Below are 17,734 nucleotides of genomic sequence, written 5' to 3'. Positions count from 1 at the left end.
TATTATCGCATCACACTACCATACATCCCCCTCTTACCAGGATCACCCCTGCAAAAAACACTTATCTCAAATTTACAAAATTTCCTTTAATTACCAATTTATTTCGATTTGAAACATTCCGTCAAAATTTACGGAATCCTGTCATATCTGATCCAAGGGCTTGCTTTTCGCAGTATTTGAGGGTTTATTTGTGGTTTTAATCTAACAGAAAAATATGAAAAGAACATTTAACACGGCAGGTGTATTCGACCTGCAAGAAGAAGTATTGACAACCATTTTTGACGACCGTCTTGCCATCATCAATTTTGTGATGAGCGATTTTGCGGGTTTTATGCTGACCTACTTTGACCTCAGCCTCAGTCAGATCCAATATCTGAATAATATGTCCACCGCACTCAAAACAGCACTTAGCATCGGTATCGCCGATAGCTGGATTAACAATCTGCCTGTCGATTTCCAAAAAGAGAGCAGTTCGGCCGATGAGGAGGAAGATACACCCAAGGACATCATCCTATCACGATACAATTCATCCAGTAACCAACCTTTCGCCAACAGCTTATTGCCGACAGGTTATTTTTCTATCCGCATTGTTTACCGGAATACAGCATACCGCTAGTCCATGTTTCTCCGAAACAAACATGGAAATTCTCCAAAATCAACAGCTATATGTCATCCGAGTCATTCAAGTTGATAGAAGCAGAAATGGATTTTGTGAGCAAGAGTACGCTCACAAAATCCTTTATTCAACGGCTACCAGGTAGCCGAACAAGACTGCTCAGCAATAACCAGATCAGTATTTATGAAGAATATTTAAAAACAGGCAATCTCGAGAGTTACAGTTACCTCATCGAGGCCAGCACCTCTACCCAGATCAGTTTTGAGATCCTAAGCCCACAGACCCACCTACTTTATCACTTGGAGGGGCGGCAGCCCGTGCATTATCATCAGCCCCAGGTTCAGGAAGAGTTTCACCTCCGTCCTTTTCATGGGGCATTTTTCTATGCCCCCATTACGATTATTACCTTACATTTTGAGCCCGGCAAGTATCATATCCAAGGGTTTACATTACCCTTGGAGCTGCTCGACCTGAATGGTTTGTCAGGCTTTGATTATTTGGACGAAGTTGTGGCTGCCAATAGGCAGCAGCATGTGCAATATCGCGTAAGCCTCGATTTTGAGGCCATGGAACATACTCGACGTATCCTCGGCGAGCTAAGTATTGAATTGCTCAAAAAGCCCCTGATCCCGAAATTATGTATCCTAAAAAAAATTCAGGAGCTGCTTTATTTGAGCAAAGACAAAATGCTCAAAGCAAAGGGCTTATTGCGCCACCCCGATCTGATCGTACGTCTGGCACGGGAGCTGATCAGCACCCGGATCGCCGAAACTGACGGACCTGTGTTGATCAGCCATATTGCCGAAAGCCTATTTATTGAATCTCAGTATTTAAATTATCTCCACAAGGAGCGCTATGGGCTACCGATCAAAGCGTATAGTAGTCAGGAGCTATTGAAAAAAGCCAAACATTGCCTCGGACAAAAACTATCGATCAAAATAACCACCAGCCGATGTGGCTTTAGTGACCAGTCCAGCTTCTGCCATTTCTTTAAGGGACATACCGGCCTGACGCCGAGTGAATACATCAGATCGATATTGCCGCCCAAGGCTGGAGATTAATTATGGGTTTGACCAAATCAAAGTCTGTATTCAATCAAAAAACAGGACATTTTTGCCTCTATCTTAGGATTAATGAAATATATACCCCTAGGACTGGGTGAATTTAGAAACAAAAAAGTATGACAGGGCAAGAGCATATACAGCGTACAGAACGAGTCAGGATGCATTCTTTAGACGAGAAACCATTCGCCGTGGATTTGAGAACCCCATATCGGCAGTGGCCATCACAATTGTTGCACTTGAAGTATTCTGGTCCTTCAAAGATGAACCTCCTGCGGTCAATGACCTGCTGCTGTGCCGGCCCTGTACGTGACCGGCATGGACGCAGGTTTACGACATTCCCGCGAGGCGGTACGATACAGCATTTACTCAAAAAGGGGTGGCATCGTAAGGCGTTTCAGCCACATCCGACAGGATACTGTGAAACCAGATAAATCTCAGATGTATCTGATTAACTAACAAGATTTGACTATTAAAATTTTGCATCATGGCATTATTTCAATTAGACATTCAAAGCGCTCCTACTAGTCCAGCGAGCTACTCTTTGGTTACAGGAACGCCTCCAAGCTGTTCGGGTAACCAACGAATCTGTACAATAACTGCAACAGATAATGGTAGCGGAAAGCCGATTATAGACGTAGCTGTTTTAACCAATATGGTTAATGCTTTGAATTCGCACAGCAACACAGGTGGTGTTAACCTGAAAACTTAAATTTCGTGGAATACAACTTGTTGAGAAATGGCCGAAGCTCTAACTTCGGCCTTTCTATTAAAATTAATACACTACCGGATTTCCTTTATTTGTAACGACAGTATACTCTTGGTCGTTTTCTGTAATGAGAAATTATTTTTTTTCAAGGCAGCACGTAAACCATCAAAATCCGATACATTTTCTGTCTCGATCAATTCCATCTCATTTCCCGCTATTAAAATCGGTGGAAGTTGTGGATAATTGATCTCAAATAATGTTAACCAAAATTTTAAGGGCATCCCCTCTTTTTTCGCATCTCCGCCGTTATTCTTTTTCTTCGTTATTTTTGCGACCTGCCATACCTCTGCAGGTAAATCAACCAGTGAGACATTTAGGCGCAATCTATTTGCCAGATCAGCTATAATAGCATTTATCAACTCTTCTTTCCCCATCGATATCGGCCAAACAGATTCGTAGGTAAAAGCATTATTTTTCATCCAGAGGGATTGCGATTCGTCCGTAGGCTCAATAAAATGAGTTGAATCTGCTACAGCTAACTTTATGCGCTCCTTTTTCATCAGCGGTAGCTCCCGGATGGAACCGTATAGATATAAAAATAACGGAATAGGCGTCACATTGACAGCGCGAAAGCGCACCTGCTCGCCAACACTGTCTAGCGTGTATTGCAGTTTAGCGCCATTCACGTAACTATCAAAACGACTGTAAAATCCGTCTCCCATTATTTTTCCGGTCGTTTCCGACACGAAAAAATCATCCTTTATTGGCCATTCCTTCAAGTCTTCGCTTGATAGTGCCTGCTGTATATTCTTTTCAGTGAGCATATCCCCAGCTGTAATAGCGAGTACCTTGTTATTTTTGATCCAGACCAGGTGTGACACCCCTTGGTGCGGAAACAGATTCTTTAAGTCCCGATCTTCTACAACGACGGGAAGCGTATTTGATTTTGTGTAATCATTTTTGTTCCAAAAACGCTCTACCTGTTCTTTCTTTTCAAAGGTGACCGGAACAATCTTAATCCGGTTGCCAAATAGTTGTTGCAATTTCTGATTTTTCGGAAGCGCCTCAATACAGGAGCTACAGGAGGTCATCAAAAAATCCAGTACAATGAGGTCAGATTTTACCGAATCCCATACAAGTGTTGGCGAGGTATTTCTGATCACAGGAGACATCGTCGGGAATGCCATCGTCTCCCCCAACTTCAGTCCTTTTGTTTGTCCCAAAAGAAGTAAGGGAAAATAGAGTATTACTAAGCTTATAAATCTTTTCATCATGTATTTTTTAAAGTTTTGGGAATGGAATTTCCCATTGTTAAACCTATTATCTAGCGCTCATTTTGAATTATCGAAGGAGTCGTCCCCACTACCGTCAGGGGAATCGGAAAAGCATACCGCAGGTCGTTTGGCCTCAACTCGTACGTTGCTCCATTTATATGTCGCACCAAAGTCCGGGCAAACGCAGTCTCTCTATTCAAGCGCTTTAGATCCATCCAAGTCAGATTACGTAAAATGAGTGATTTTTTCCGCTCCTGTATCACCCTGCCCAGTGCCATATCCCTTTCGGTAAATGTAACTGGCGTATATTGACCTGTCCTCCATCTCCGCAGCAAGAGTTTGTTTAAAACCTCCGCGCCTTCGGCAAGTTTATTGTTACGCACCAGCGCTTCTGCCAAGGATAAGTAAATCTCATCTATTGCGATCCCGGCAAACGAAGCACTATTTTGCTCCCCATCATACTTGCCCTTAAAAGCATAGCTCCCATCCGCATTTTTATCAAAATACAATACCTTCCGCAAATCATTACTTTCGTAAGAGTCATATAAAGCACTATTTATTTTAGACACTGCAGCATTGAGCATTGGACTGCTCGTCGTTATGGCATGAAAAATCACTTCCTTATTAAACTGGGCAAATGGCATAGCAGAAGATTCGTTGATACCGTTATAATCTATCAATTCATCGGTGTAGGAAAGCACCTCTCTGGTCGCTTGCTCTGTCAGCGCATAATCCCCAACCACGAGCCCTAGCCGGCCTATGACAGCTAGGGCCGCTACTCGTGTCGGTCTTGTTTTTATCGTTGTATGTGTAGGAAGTAAGGGCACCGATTCGACCAGGTCGGATTTAATCTGCGCGTAGGTGTCCTTCAAATTTGATCGTTCAGATACATAATTGACCGCAGGATCATTTCGCAATACCAAGCCCAGTGTATTTTCGGCATTAACCTTATCATACGGAAGGGTAAAGACGTCTGCCAACTGCATTAATGCAAATGCACGAAAAAACAGCGCACTTCCCTTAATCCGATCATAGTCAACCGGATCCTCCTCTCGGACTATATCTTTCAGCACCGCCAACACCTGACCAGCCACCTGAATAATTTTATAGGGCCCCCGCCAGTTGTTCAGATTGGTATTAGCATTTGCGTCCCATAGATAAACATCTTTTTCGCCTACCTGTGTAATGGCATTATAATTTACGTCATCCAGGTAATAATGATCAGCGCCAACCTCCCCAATCACGGGATAGGTATAGTTCATTTCTGACCGGTTGTCGAGCAAGGCCTCACAATCAGCCAAACTCGAGGGCACCACCATTTTCTGATCAGGTTTTACATCCAAGTATTTGGTACAACCAAACTGCAGTGTAATAAACAAGACAGCAACCAATGCCTGCATTGTCTTTATATGTATTCTATTCATAACCTTATTTTAAAATTTAACATTCATCCCCAGCGAATACGACGTTGGCAAGGGAATAGCATCGCGATATTCCGGATCCAGTCCCAATTTATTTGCCCGCCACAGTATCCAGTTGATATTTTTCACAAAACCATAGATCGAGAGGTTTTTAATTCCCCTGATTTTATTGAAGGTATAGGAGAATGAGAGATCCTGTAACCTTATATTATCTCCTTTTTCCACCAGCACACTACTTTTACTATAAAATTCATCCCGAAATGGATCTATTGGATAGACTAACGAAGGTACATTGGTATTCAACTCATCGCCGGGTTGCTGCCAGCGTTTTTCATAATCCTGATGTCCCACCCAATATTGGCCGACCCGATCTTCGGAGAACGACTGCCGAAAGAAATAATGGCCTAAGCGAGCCTGAATATTGAAAGAAAGGCTCCAATTTTTGTAATTGAATTCGTTCGTAATATTGCCATAATAGACAGGTAAGCCGGGACCGATGTATTTGAAATTTTCCAATGGCCCATACAGGATATTGAAATAATCTTTGCTTTCTTCCCCTTTATTGAATCCGATGGGGTCACCTGTATTAGGATCTAATCCACCAAATGGGAATGCAAATACCGACCCCGTGTCATAGCCTTTCTGAAAAAAAGTATTTGCTGTACCAGAGTTGGTGATGTATTGCGTAGCAAAGGGCAATGAAATATTATATTCAATCACCTTGGTCCTATTTCTGTTCATCAACAATCTAGTCTTCCAGTTGAAATCAGCGGTCTGCATATTGACACTATTTAAGGTGATCTCAAATCCCTTAGCCTCCAATTCGCCCCCATTTTTCATGATACTTAGAAAACCTGTTGTCGGATCCACCGGCGTACTGGTGATCAGGTCAATCGAATTGCGACGGTAATATTCCATACTACCATTGAGTCTCCCCTTTAGCAAGGAGAAATCCAGTCCCGCATTAATCGTTTTGACCCTTTCCCAAGTTAGCGAAGGGTTGCCGGGTGACTGCAATGTCGCATTCTGCAATCCCGTCAGGTAGTCACTTCCATTAAAATAAATCAATGGGCGCCCTGAGAATCCCGGATTTACCTGCCCCGCAAATCCGTAGGAAACGCGCCATTTCAACTGGTCTATCCAATCCACAGACCGCATAAAAGGTTCCTTTTCCATCGACCAGGCCAAACCCGCAGACCAGAGCGGCTGCCATTTTTGATTGGCTTTGACACCAAATAGATTGGATGCGTCCTGCCGGATATTACCCGAAAAGATATAGCGGTCCAAAAAGGTATAGTTGGCACTACTGTAATAAGAAACAAAACGATTGACCAGTTTTTCCATGACCAGCCCCGAGTGTATCGTACTACCACCATAGCGTTGGTTATAGATCGGATTGAGCGATACAAAATCCACTTGTACACTGGTCAGCTTATCTGGATCATAGCCATACAGTATCATCGAATTATTATCGTAATATTTCTGTCTGATCTCCGACCCACCCAGCCAGATCAATTTATGCCGCCCATCCTGCCAGTCCATCGTATAGTTTAGCTGCAGCCGTGCTGTCTGGCTACTGGTATTGCTATTTTGATTGTGGAGCCTATCGCCCACCGGGATGGGACGCTTTAGGATCTGATTGTCATCCCACTGGGTATATAGATTTATCATATTGCGCATGGCATACGAATTGATCCCAAGCCAGTCCGAAACACGGTCTTTGACATTCTCATAGCTATACATGCCCTGAATATCAAAGCGGGAGGAGAGCTTGTAGCCCACGGACAGATTCACCAGCAGATCAGTAGGATCAGTCCATTGCTTGTTTGATCCCAGTTCCTTTAAGGGGTTATATGTCCAGTCAAGCAGCTTACCGTTGCCTGCGGTGTCCCTATATATTCTACTGATCGGCACCGCATCAATTGTGGTCGGATTTCCATGCTCATCTACCAGACGCATATACGGCAGTACCGGTAGATTATCCTGCAAGCCATAGGCAAGACGCTGATCGGTAGAAAAATCCTCAGAGTGAACTTTTGAATAGTTTATATCAAGATTGATGTCCATTTTCTTGAGCGGTTTTATTTTCAACGAAGACCTGACCGTCTTTCGATCATTAAAAGATCCAATGATCTGATTATTATTGCGATTATAACCACCCGAGATGCTATAGGAAATATGCTGGTTGCCTCCCGAAAACTGTAGGTGATACTGCTGTGCAAAAGCATTACGATAGACATACTTGTTATAATCGTCCCGTACATCATAGGTCCGGTATTTTGCTATGATTGCCTCTGCAGTTTTGCTATCCACCCTACCCTGCCTGACATTGTCCAATAGCTCCACCACCGGAGATACCGTCTGATAGCTATAGATGTCTTGCAATTTATAGTCGTAGTAACCATTCTTAAACAAATAAGTCTCTAAGTCTATGTAATCGCTACTTTTCATAAAAGGGAGCGCATAGATATTCGGCTTATTATTGACGGTTACACTACTATTGAAATCTATGCTTGTAGGTGCATTTAACTTTCCCTTTTTTGTAGTCAAGACAATTACACCGCCCCCGCCATAGGTCCCCCAAAGGGAAGTCGCCACGGCATCTTTCAAGATGGACACACTTTCAATATCATTGGGATTGATATCTCTCAGATCTCCGTCATATACCACATTGTCCAAAATAATGGTACGGGATGCCGATCCCGATACCACGCTCCTGCCACGGATATCAAAGTCAAATCGTTTACCATTGGTGTATTGCGCACGGTCTAGGAGCTCATTGTCCTTATCAAACCGGACTGCATTGCTGATATTCTCAAGCCGGTCCATTATATACAGGCCCACGCGTTTATTTAACGACTTATTGTCCAGCAATTCAAAGCTGCCAGCAGCCCTTTCTTTCGGGATACGCTGCAGCCCAGTGCTCACTACCTCTACCTCTTCCAATTGATTCTCCAATGGTATCAGTTTTATAGCCAATGATACCCCAGCCGTATATGGCAGTTCTAAGCGCTTGAATCCCACATGGGAAAACGAAACTTTACCTTTCGGATTGGAAACCTGCAATGAAAACGAGCCATCCTTATTAGACGAGGCTCTCCCCTTTTCGCCTTCGACACGAATGGAAACACCTTGGACAGGTTTACCGTCGACAGACGATACCACAGTACCGCTGATGGATAACAACCCATCCGCCCCGCTGTCCTTGCGGGGCGTCTGAGCTGATAAACTAAACATAGAAATTAATAAAAACACGATTACAAATAATGTAATCTGTATGCATGGAATATTGACTACCTTATCCAATAAGGCAGCTAACGATTTTGATTGTTTCGTCATCTACTTATTGTTAAGGTTAGTCTTTTCTTAGACAGAAAAAATTATGGATTCTTTTACTGACGGCTAGTTCAGCCCGGCTTATCTGTGTAGTATCAGCATCGAAGATATCTACATCATTGATATTACTAGGACTTGTGTGTATCGTAAAATAAGCGATCAATAAGCGGAATAGATCAGCTAAGAACACCTTCTTATGGCAGATTACATAGAGTTCATCCATGTAATTGCTGTCAGTGTGGTTTTTCAATAGTAAATGCAATGTATTTTGGATACCGATGAGATCATACTTTTCCCAAAAGTCAGTGATCTTTTTGATGGGATCGTATTCCGCATCATGGATTTCATAGAGTGCAAACTCTAGGGCTAACACATTTGAATATTTTTGATTCATTTTTAAGGTTCATAAAGATGACTTTGGCTATGTCCTATCGTTTGAATCGGACATACCTTCCCCTATTGCAAAAAAATTTGCATCCAAAGAGGTGTCATTGCAGGGAATTCACAGTCCTTGCAGGTGTCACAAATTAAGAATTAACAAAATCCCGAAAAGCGCCTCAAAAAGATTACAAAGCATTGATTAGGGGAATATTATGGCGCTTCCTGTCGGGAAAGATAAAAAACCGATCCGCGCTTTATAGAAAAACTATACAAAAATTCCTTTATTTATTTGGAACAATAAATATTAAATGCTAATTTTAAGTTATCGACGCTTGAATAGAGCAATTAAATTTATTATTAACCTGATCACTCGGGAATGTTGTATACAAACAGATCGGAAAACCTTGGACAAGGGAGTACTTTTTTGTATCCTATCGGCATGTTACAAACCTGCGATAGCAGCCCTCTCCTGTTTTGGTTTTTAGTGATTTAAATAAACTATCCAGGCGAACGAATTACGTTCTTTATGGGAATAGTGTCGGCAAACCGAGGGCTTACCTCCTGGAGGTGACCTATGGTTTTTTTGTGGGTGTTTTCTTTCCGTTTTATCATAATTTTATTTTGGTTATGTAAAACGATGAAACTCCGAAAGCTTGAGGAAGGACGTATTGGTTGAAATAACCAATAGGGCGAACCTTACAGCTTTATGATTGAGGGAAAACCGCCAAGCCAACCCCTGCAGTCTAATCTACAAGAGATTTATCTGCTTTGCCTTCATAAAGACTCACGTAAAGTCCGCCCTATTGGGTATTACGTATCTGTAAAGATAGAAATATTCCAATAGAAATGGCGAACTCACGATCATCTCGTAGGCAAACTTGGCGGTTTTCTCAAACGAGAGACATCGTTGCTGTGAAGATATCATCTTCCCATAGTTGTCGCTAATTACTATAACAAAGATAATAATAAATTCCATACTATTCGCTAAAGCGAACGGTATTTTTTTAAAATAAAATATTGACAATAAAAATTATGGCAAAAACTGAAGCTATAGATCAACTTAACAAAGAAATATGTTTGTTCATCAAAAATAAATTTTTCACCCCCTTTAAAATTGAAGGCCAAGATACTAGCTTAAATAAATACGCTAAAGCATGCAATTTGTCTTCTTCAACAATTTCTAAAATAAGTGATGAAAAAGGATATAATATTCCTGTTTCCACAATTCATATAATTGTGGAGTTTGAAAAAACTGATTTAAATGAATTCTTCAAAGAATTTTCAGATATACTAAAATCTAAGAAATTGTCATAACAATTCATTCATCTGAATTAAAAATAACTACGTTTTTAAATATATAAACCCTTAATAAAGAACTATGATAGATATTGATTTAAAAAACAAACTTACTGAATTAAAAAAGGCGGTCAACGAGTTTGAAGATGAGTATGGTGGACCTGGTTATAAAAATCAAAAATCAGATTTTAAAACCGATTATAATACTATAGCTTCAGCTTTAGTGAAATTAGCTCCCGTTAGCGTCTATCAGCTTTTTGATTCGATGGGTATAGATAAAAGCCTCTTTTCACAAACTATAATTATTGTTACTGAGGAAATAGGCGATAAGGAAGTTATTAAAGGGAAAAACGGTTGTTCCATCATAGCTACTTTACATTTCTTAGAAAATCAAGATCACAATAAAACGCTGAGAGATAATTTTGAAACTGAAAAACACAAAGAATTATTTCTTGCCATCGAAGAACTCGTCGATGATACTTTAAAAAAAATAGAACAATTTGAAGCAAAATACCCAAAAGATGTCTAACATCAGAATATTAATGAGAAGAGGAAAGACATATCGAGGCTATTTATGAGATGATTAAGGAGGTTACACCTTAGCTTTTGGGAAAGGCAAACAAAGTCATCGATTAAATTTAAACTGAGGTAATTTTGAGTTATTATAATTAAAAAATCATAATACCAAACAAATAACAACATGACACAGGTAAAAGAAAACGTTCATTCTCGATAAATTACATCAGAGGATTATAGTCCTGGATTAGAAGACATTAACAGAGTGCAATATTTATTTACAATAAACCTTCAGAAAGACAAGGAGATATACAATCAATATTTTAAAATTCGAGATTTCGTAAAAAAAACTTGATCGGTAGTACAGTAGAGCATTTGAACTATTTATTGATTCTATAACCACTAATCATGAGAACACTTTCCAAGAGATCATTAACATAGTTAACAATTATAATAGAGAAGAAGGAGAAAAAGAAAGGCTGATTTTGACTCGCCTTGGCCAGGGTAGATTCAGAAATAGTCTTATAAAAAAGGGAGATGGCTGTGCGATATCAGGCTTTCTAAATTCATCATTATTAGTTGCATCTCATATCGAACCTTGGTATATATAATAGCAACGAGAAAGTTGACCCCAAAAATGGATTGCTACTTCTTCCAAACTATGATATACCTTTTGATAGGAGCTTAATCTCATTTGACAATAACGGTATGATTTTAATATCTGAGTTATTTTCTGACACTGAGTTATTTGGAATAAAAAAATCTCTAAAAATTAAATAGACGAACGCAGTAAAAAATATATGGAGTACCATAGATTGTATATATTTAAATAAACAAATTAAATATTGTATAGATAACTATATGAATAATTAACATATAAATTAAGAAACTTTATGAAACTTATTAACAGAATTTTTGATAAACGTATTAATGCTTATAATCTTCTATTTGAAATTAATATAAACCAGTATTTCAAAATTGCTACAGAAATAATTGATAACAATGAATTTCAAAGAAGAAGAGTTAAGTCTTCCTCAACAGTTTATAGTCTTTTAAAGAAAGACCTGCTTGAAGGCTGTATAATACCTCCTATTGTGCTAGCTTTTTCTGATAGGCACGCCGAAGATCTGAATGATGCATCTGAATTTGAGATAGTCGAGTTGATTGAAAGTAAGCACAATAAATTAATTATTCTAGACGGCCTACAAAGAACATATACAATAAGAGACCTATATAAAGAGCTAGAAGCATCTGCCGATTTTGAAAACTTAGACAAACTTAAAAATCAACATATACGTATTGAAATATATCTGGGAATAAACAAAATCGGAATTCTTTATCGAATGTTAACTCTTAATACTGGTCAAACTCCAATGTCAATGAGGCATCAGATAGAAATATTATATTCTGATTACCTTGAACAAGATTTAAATGGAATTAAGCTGCTAGTGGAATCCGATGATAGACCCGCAAGAAATAAAGGAGAGTACAAATTCAAAGAAATAGTAGAGGGCTTCAACTCCTACTTAGATCGTGACTATTTGCCGATGGATAGAAATTCATTATTAGAAAACATTGAAAGTCTTGAAAAATTATCTTCAGAGAACCAAACATCAGACCTATTTATAGATTATTTAAACACATATAACCATCTGATCAGTGTCATAGAAAAAAAATCTAATAATTGGTTGTTTAAAGAAGATGAATTTGAGCCCCAGCTTTCAGGCCAACCTTTTGGTAAAAGCGCAGATAAGTTATTCAATCGACCTCAAACTATGACGGGATTCGGATCTGCAATTGGAAAACTAATTGACTTCAAAATCTACAAAACAATATCCGAAGTGTCAGGTTCATTTGAAGACATTGATTTGGGAGATGTTAATATAACTTTCTCCAATTTTATTGTAAAAATGGAAAATATTCGAAAAGTAGCAAAGAAAATTGGAAATGATCAAAGAATGTTTTTACATCACGTTTTCAGAGAATTATTTGATAAAAAAGGGGATTCCTATTTAGACCTTAATAAGTCTATAGAAGAGGCATATTCAAGTTATTTACGAAAAACACAGTAATATGGCCGTTGAATATCAAGGAAAAATTTTGGATGAAATTTCATTTAAGAATACTGAAGCTGGCAACTTCTTTGTTCTATCTGACGCTAAAAATATCAATTCGGTTGAAATTGAATATCTTCCGATCCTAGAAAAAGAATATATAGTCAATGATTATGAAATCGTTTTATTTGAGAATCAATATTTAAATGCTGAAAATGACGTTTTTCAATTGATAGCAAAAGATGAAGACCTTAGAATCGGGTGGATCTTTCCTTTGTCAAATTTAGATGGCATTGACCACGACCACTATGAGAACATTTTTTTAAATAAATATAAATTCGTTGCGTTTCAATTGCTCCTATTATCAGAAAATTTTAAAGTAGAGGCCATTAATATTAATGAACAATTGAGAATCACTGATTGTCGTAAGGATAATCCAATAATTGTAGTATTATCAAAATCTTCAGTAAAAAAGATCGAAGGATTCTCAATTGAAAATTATCTTCCAAGTCTATCTAAATATGGATACTATAAAAAGAATGCTTTTAACAATGGGAATAAGTTAGCCTCAAAAGAACTATATTGTATTAAAAAATTACGCGGAAAATTAAAATTAAATGTTCATAAAGCAAAAATTGAATTAACTACAAATAAGTTTTTCAGCGAATTATTTAACAAAAATTTAAAATATTTAGACCATCACTTAATCAGGTTTCATCTTCTCTATCAGATTATTGAACATTTAATAACCGAATCATTTGAGAAAGAATTTGATGCACTTATTCAACGATTCCAAGACTTAAAAATGCTTAAAAATGACTTTATTGAACAAATAAATAATATAAAAAAGGAAAGGTCTAAAATAAGAGACATCATAAAAATGTTAAAAACACATCAAAAAGATTTTGATGAGATCGCGCTCAGACGAGACTGTGGTCTTCTATTTGAGCATTTTAATATTGACCAAAAGGAAGATTTAGGTGATTTAATATATGATGTAAGGAATTTAGTAACTCATAATTATAGAGCGATTAAATCTGAACAGCTTAATCATTTAGAATCTATAACTCATCAATTAGAATTGTTAACTATCAATCTCTTCGAGCACTATAAAGCTTAAGTTAAAATTGCTCATTTTAAACTTTCTATTCTATTACCAGATATTTGCAATTCTAAAAATAGGATTGCTTTAGCTTCTTCCAAAAAATCGTTATCTTGCAGCAACCTGAAAGAAGACAGAGGAAGTAGCGAAAAAATGGAAATTGTAGATAAAATATCTTTAAAATACTTAACAGAAAGACGTAATAAAGTGAATACCAAAGATCCAGAGGATTATGGGGAATCTGCTTTGACACACTTTCTGCATAATAATAAAAATGGAGTATCCTCTTTCTTCAAAGAGGATGCTATATCTTTCACTCAAGAGGCCCTACAACAGCTAAAACCAAAAGAAGAAATTTCTTATGAAATAGCGCACAAAGCACTGCAAACGGATCTCTTTGCTCCTATCGAAGTGCCATTTTTGGCAGTCAAGAAACCAAAATTTCAGTTTATTGACCTTTTTGCCGGAATAGGTGGGTTTCGCCTGGCATTCCAAAATCTGGGTGGAAAATGTGTCTTTACAAGTGAATGGGATAAAGAAGCTAAAAGAACATACTTAACAAATTTTGGTGAATTACCTTTCGGTGATATTACCAAAGAGAAAACTAAATCTTTTATACCCGATGGATTTGAGGTCTTATGTGCGGGATTTCCTTGCCAAGCTTTTTCAATTGCTGGAAAACGTGGTGGCTTTGATGATACGCGAGGAACTTTGTTTTTTGACGTTGCTGAAATAATAAAACGCAAACAACCCAAAGCGTTTTTTCTTGAAAATGTAAAAGGATTAAGGAGCCATGATAAAGGCAGAACGCTAGAAACAATTCTTTATGTGCTACGTAATGATCTCGGTTATTTCGTACCTGATCCACAGATTTTGAATGCGAAAGATTATGGCGTACCACAGAATCGTGAAAGAATATTTATTGTAGGATTTCATCCCAGTACAGGTATTGACTCTTTTAATTACCCTAAACCAATAGACAAAACCGTTTCATTTGCTGATGTTAAAGAAGCCGATGTAGTTCCTACAAAATACTATTTATCAACGCAGTATTTAAAAACATTGGAAGAACACAAGGCTAGGCATGCCAGTAAAGGAAATGGTTTTGGATTTGAAGTAATTGCCGATAACGGGATCGCCAATGCTGTGGTCTGTGGAGGAATGGGACGTGAGCGTAATCTAGTGTTTGACAACCGTATTACTGATTTCAACCCTACTACGAAAATAAAGGGAGAAGTCAACCGTGATGGAATCCGAAAAATGACCCCTAGGGAATGGGCCAGGCTGCAAGGCTTTCCAGATGAGTTCATTATTCCTGTTGCCGATGCTTCGGCTTATAAACAATTTGGAAATTCGGTGGCTGTACCTGCAATCCAGGCAACAGCGAGAGAGCTTTTGAAAACTTTAAAATTCATATAGGGTATGCTTAAAGGTAATAAAGGGGAATGGAGTGAACCATATGCTCTATTAAAGCTTCTTAGTGATCGTAAACTAGCTCTGGGAGATGAAAATTTCAGAGCTATCGAAGACCTCTTCTATCCTATTTCTGCCATAATTCGGCACGAAAAAGATCGTAATGTAAACTTTTCTTATGATGGAAATATTATATTAATTAAAGATGAAGTCAACGCCTATTCTATTCCGATCAGCGAATTTGAATATTACGCAGAATTATGCAAAAGGAGGATTCAAGAAAAAAAGAAGGAAAAAGGCGCTTTTTCAATTCCAGAAATTGAAATGTTTCTCCAATCCTTTTCAATCCATAGTTTAAAAGCCAAATCCAAAAATAAACATGATATTACAGTCCAAATTGAAGATCCTAAGACTTTATTTGCACCAACTCTGGGATTCAGTATAAAATCACAATTTGGTGCTCCATCTACTTTAGTGAATGCAAGCGGAGCTACCAACTTTTCATATTCGTTGTCAAGTAATTTGCCAGATGAGGACATTAAAGTTTTCGAAGGACTCAGACTATTTGCAGATAAATTTGAATTTCTTAAAAATAGGGGGATATCCCTTGAATTTGAAAGAGCTGAAAGCATTTTATTCCAAACCAACCTTCAGACTATTGACTTTAATTTTGAAAAAGTCTTGGGGGATGTACTTCTCGCATACTTTGGAGATAGGAATTCAAAAAATAAAACTGTCAAAAATCTAATTCAAAATATTACAGCTGCTAATAAATATGGATACAATACGCATATAAATTCTGAAATCTATGAGATGATGATGAAGAAATTTCTTGTAGAATATGCCTTAGGTATGCGTGCAAATGAAGTATGGAAGAGAGATTATCAAGCTAGTGGTGGTTATTTAGTAATTAGAACCGATGGAGAAATTCTATGTTATCACTTCTATTTTTTAAAGAAATTTGAAGAATATTTATTTGACAATACAAAGCTAGACACTCCAGATCTGAAGAAGCATGGTTTTGGATCCATTTATGAAAAAAATAATAGGCAATACCTCAAACTAAATCTTCAAATTAGATTTATGAAATAAATTTCATAAAAATCTTTAGAATAAAAATCAATTGGAAAAAAGGACTAATATAAGCGATATCGCGAAGGCGCTGAACCTTACGAAATCTACAATATCACGTGCACTCAACAATGTACCTACAATTAGCGAGCAGACCCGGCAATTGGTTCTAGAAACAGCAAAAAAAATGAACTACCGACCCAATAAGCTCGCTTCTTCTCTTTCCAATGGTCGGACGAACATTATTGGTGTTATTATTCCCGATGCTAAAATAGAGTTCTTTTCTAAGGTTATTGCCAGTATTGAGCAAACTTTAAAGAAAAAAGGATACAGTATTTTATTATACCAAAGTAATGAATCTGTCGAATCTGAAATAACAGGAATCAATTCAATGCTGGAGGCCCAAGTAGATGGTTTTATTATATCGATGTCACTAGAGACAAATTCCTTTGAACACTTTGAAAAACTTATTGAAGAAAACAAACCTTTAATTCTGTTTGATCGAATACACCCTTCTATTGATTGCTCGTCTGTATCTATTGATGATTATAAAGCTGGTTACCTTGTCACCAAACATCTTATAGATCAAGGGTATAAAAATATTGCAAACATATCTACCCACCATAAGGTTCATATTTTCAATGAACGATTTCGTGGCTATTTGGATGCAATAACAGAAGCAGGAATTGATATTCAGGAAGAATACAAAATATTTGGAGAACTTTCTCCAGAAGGTGGAATAGCAGCCGTACAACAACTTTTGTCATTGCCAATAAAGCCAGATGCAATAATTGGAGGTGACGATTATGTGGCTTTGGGGGTATTAAAAGAGTTAAAATCACAACATATTATTCCTCCTCAAAAAGGTGTAATAGGTTTTTCGAATCAATTGTTCGGAAAATACTTGTCGCCTAGTCTTTCCACACTCGACCAAAAACCTGAAATTGTTGGTGAACAATCAGCAGAACTTCTACTACAGCATTTGAATTCGAAAGTAAAATTATCTGCAAAAAAAATAGTAATCGAACCTGAGCTCATTATCAGGGAATCTTCGAGGAGAGGTTAGAAGTTTTTAGAACCGAAGCTTTAAGCCTATACGTTCCTATCTCGGAATATTCCAATATACCAGCCATTATCCCTAAATTTGAATAATGGCAAATTACAATGACGAAAACGACAGGATTCATGTTCCTCGCTTTGAGGAATCTGCAGGGTTTTATACGAACTCGAAGCGGAGCTACAATATGTCCAAAATCAGAAGCCGTAATTCCAAACCAGAACTTATCCTTCGAAAAGCATTGTGGTCAAAAAATATTCGTTTTCGCCTTCATGACAAATCTCTTCCAGGGAAACCAGATATTGTAATAAAAAAATACAAACTGGCTATATTGTATATATCGGTGCATAACGGGCCACTTGTATCGGCGATATAGGTCCACTTGTATCGGTAATTGCGGGCCAGTTTAAACAAAGTATTATTTTGC

At 37.8% G+C, this 17,734-nt stretch carries 17 protein-coding genes; 13 read left to right on the top strand and 4 right to left on the bottom strand.

Features of this window, described 5'->3' with window-relative positions; all coding sequences use genetic code 11:
* Positions 1–214: 214 nt before the first annotated feature.
* From M2408_RS09395 to M2408_RS09380, 4 genes are all read left to right on the top strand, one after another.
* Complete coding sequence (locus tag M2408_RS09395; protein WP_259181174.1) at positions 215–616, top strand: hypothetical protein; 402 nt, start codon at positions 215–217, stop codon at positions 614–616.
* 50 nt (positions 617–666) lie between these two features.
* Complete coding sequence (locus M2408_RS09390) at positions 667–1,677, top strand: AraC family transcriptional regulator (protein WP_259181170.1); 1,011 nt, start codon at positions 667–669, stop codon at positions 1,675–1,677.
* Positions 1,678–1,796: 119 nt separating this feature from the next.
* Positions 1,797–2,111 carry a hypothetical protein gene (locus tag M2408_RS09385; protein WP_259181168.1) on the top strand — a complete coding sequence of 105 codons (315 nt, stop codon included), beginning with the start codon at positions 1,797–1,799 and terminating at the stop codon, positions 2,109–2,111.
* A 53-nt stretch (positions 2,112–2,164) separates the two neighbouring features.
* Entirely contained in the window at positions 2,165–2,389 is a 225-nt protein-coding gene (locus M2408_RS09380; protein WP_223583104.1) for a hypothetical protein, read from the top strand.
* 71 nt (positions 2,390–2,460) lie between these two features.
* Here the strand turns inward: M2408_RS09380 and M2408_RS09375 are convergent, their stop codons facing one another.
* From M2408_RS09375 to M2408_RS09360, 4 genes are read right to left on the bottom strand one after another with little or no spacing between them, the layout of a single operon-like run.
* Positions 2,461–3,660 (bottom strand): hypothetical protein, encoded by a 1,200-nt coding sequence (locus M2408_RS09375; protein WP_259181161.1) that lies wholly within the window; start codon positions 3,658–3,660, stop codon positions 2,461–2,463.
* Positions 3,661–3,710: 50 nt separating this feature from the next.
* Entirely contained in the window at positions 3,711–5,084 is a 1,374-nt protein-coding gene (locus tag M2408_RS09370; RefSeq protein WP_259181159.1) for a RagB/SusD family nutrient uptake outer membrane protein, read from the bottom strand.
* 9 nt (positions 5,085–5,093) lie between these two features.
* The gene (locus M2408_RS09365; RefSeq protein WP_259181156.1) at positions 5,094–8,420 is read right to left on the bottom strand and encodes a SusC/RagA family TonB-linked outer membrane protein; all 3,327 of its coding nucleotides are present in this window, start codon (positions 8,418–8,420) and stop codon (positions 5,094–5,096) included.
* A gap of 16 nt (positions 8,421–8,436) precedes the next feature.
* A complete protein-coding gene (locus tag M2408_RS09360; RefSeq protein ID WP_259181155.1) occupies positions 8,437–8,811 on the bottom strand; it encodes a hypothetical protein in 375 nt (124 codons plus the stop codon).
* A 1,019-nt stretch (positions 8,812–9,830) separates the two neighbouring features.
* Here M2408_RS09360 and M2408_RS09355 point away from each other — a divergent pair.
* The 9 genes from M2408_RS09355 (at position 9,831) to M2408_RS09320 (ending at position 17,683) form a co-directional block, all read left to right on the top strand.
* Entirely contained in the window at positions 9,831–10,112 is a 282-nt protein-coding gene (locus tag M2408_RS09355) for a hypothetical protein (protein WP_259181152.1), read from the top strand.
* A 64-nt stretch (positions 10,113–10,176) separates the two neighbouring features.
* Positions 10,177–10,623 carry a hypothetical protein gene (locus M2408_RS09350; RefSeq protein WP_259181150.1) on the top strand — a complete coding sequence of 149 codons (447 nt, stop codon included), beginning with the start codon at positions 10,177–10,179 and terminating at the stop codon, positions 10,621–10,623.
* A gap of 566 nt (positions 10,624–11,189) precedes the next feature.
* A complete protein-coding gene (locus M2408_RS26345; protein ID WP_409049487.1) occupies positions 11,190–11,390 on the top strand; it encodes an HNH endonuclease in 201 nt (66 codons plus the stop codon).
* A 113-nt stretch (positions 11,391–11,503) separates the two neighbouring features.
* On the top strand, positions 11,504–12,682 hold the full coding sequence (locus tag M2408_RS09345) for a hypothetical protein (protein WP_259181148.1): 1,179 nt from the start codon (positions 11,504–11,506) through the stop codon (positions 12,680–12,682).
* 1 nt (position 12,683) lies between these two features.
* The gene (locus M2408_RS09340; protein WP_259181145.1) at positions 12,684–13,784 is read left to right on the top strand and encodes a hypothetical protein; all 1,101 of its coding nucleotides are present in this window, start codon (positions 12,684–12,686) and stop codon (positions 13,782–13,784) included.
* A 135-nt stretch (positions 13,785–13,919) separates the two neighbouring features.
* On the top strand, positions 13,920–15,185 hold the full coding sequence (locus tag M2408_RS09335) for a DNA cytosine methyltransferase (protein WP_259181143.1): 1,266 nt from the start codon (positions 13,920–13,922) through the stop codon (positions 15,183–15,185).
* A gap of 3 nt (positions 15,186–15,188) precedes the next feature.
* On the top strand, positions 15,189–16,271 hold the full coding sequence (locus tag M2408_RS09330) for an HpaII family restriction endonuclease (RefSeq protein ID WP_259181141.1): 1,083 nt from the start codon (positions 15,189–15,191) through the stop codon (positions 16,269–16,271).
* Positions 16,272–16,302: 31 nt separating this feature from the next.
* On the top strand, positions 16,303–17,316 hold the full coding sequence (locus tag M2408_RS09325) for a LacI family DNA-binding transcriptional regulator (RefSeq protein WP_259181140.1): 1,014 nt from the start codon (positions 16,303–16,305) through the stop codon (positions 17,314–17,316).
* An 85-nt stretch (positions 17,317–17,401) separates the two neighbouring features.
* Positions 17,402–17,683 (top strand): very short patch repair endonuclease, encoded by a 282-nt coding sequence (locus M2408_RS09320; RefSeq protein ID WP_259181138.1) that lies wholly within the window; start codon positions 17,402–17,404, stop codon positions 17,681–17,683.
* The last annotated feature ends 51 nt before the right edge of the window (positions 17,684–17,734 follow it).

Source organism: Sphingobacterium sp. BIGb0165, assembly GCF_024810095.1.
GTDB lineage: Bacteria > Bacteroidota > Bacteroidia > Sphingobacteriales > Sphingobacteriaceae > Sphingobacterium > Sphingobacterium detergens.
The sequence above is the reverse complement of the archived record's forward strand: the minus strand, read 5'-3'. Positions and strand labels throughout refer to the sequence as shown.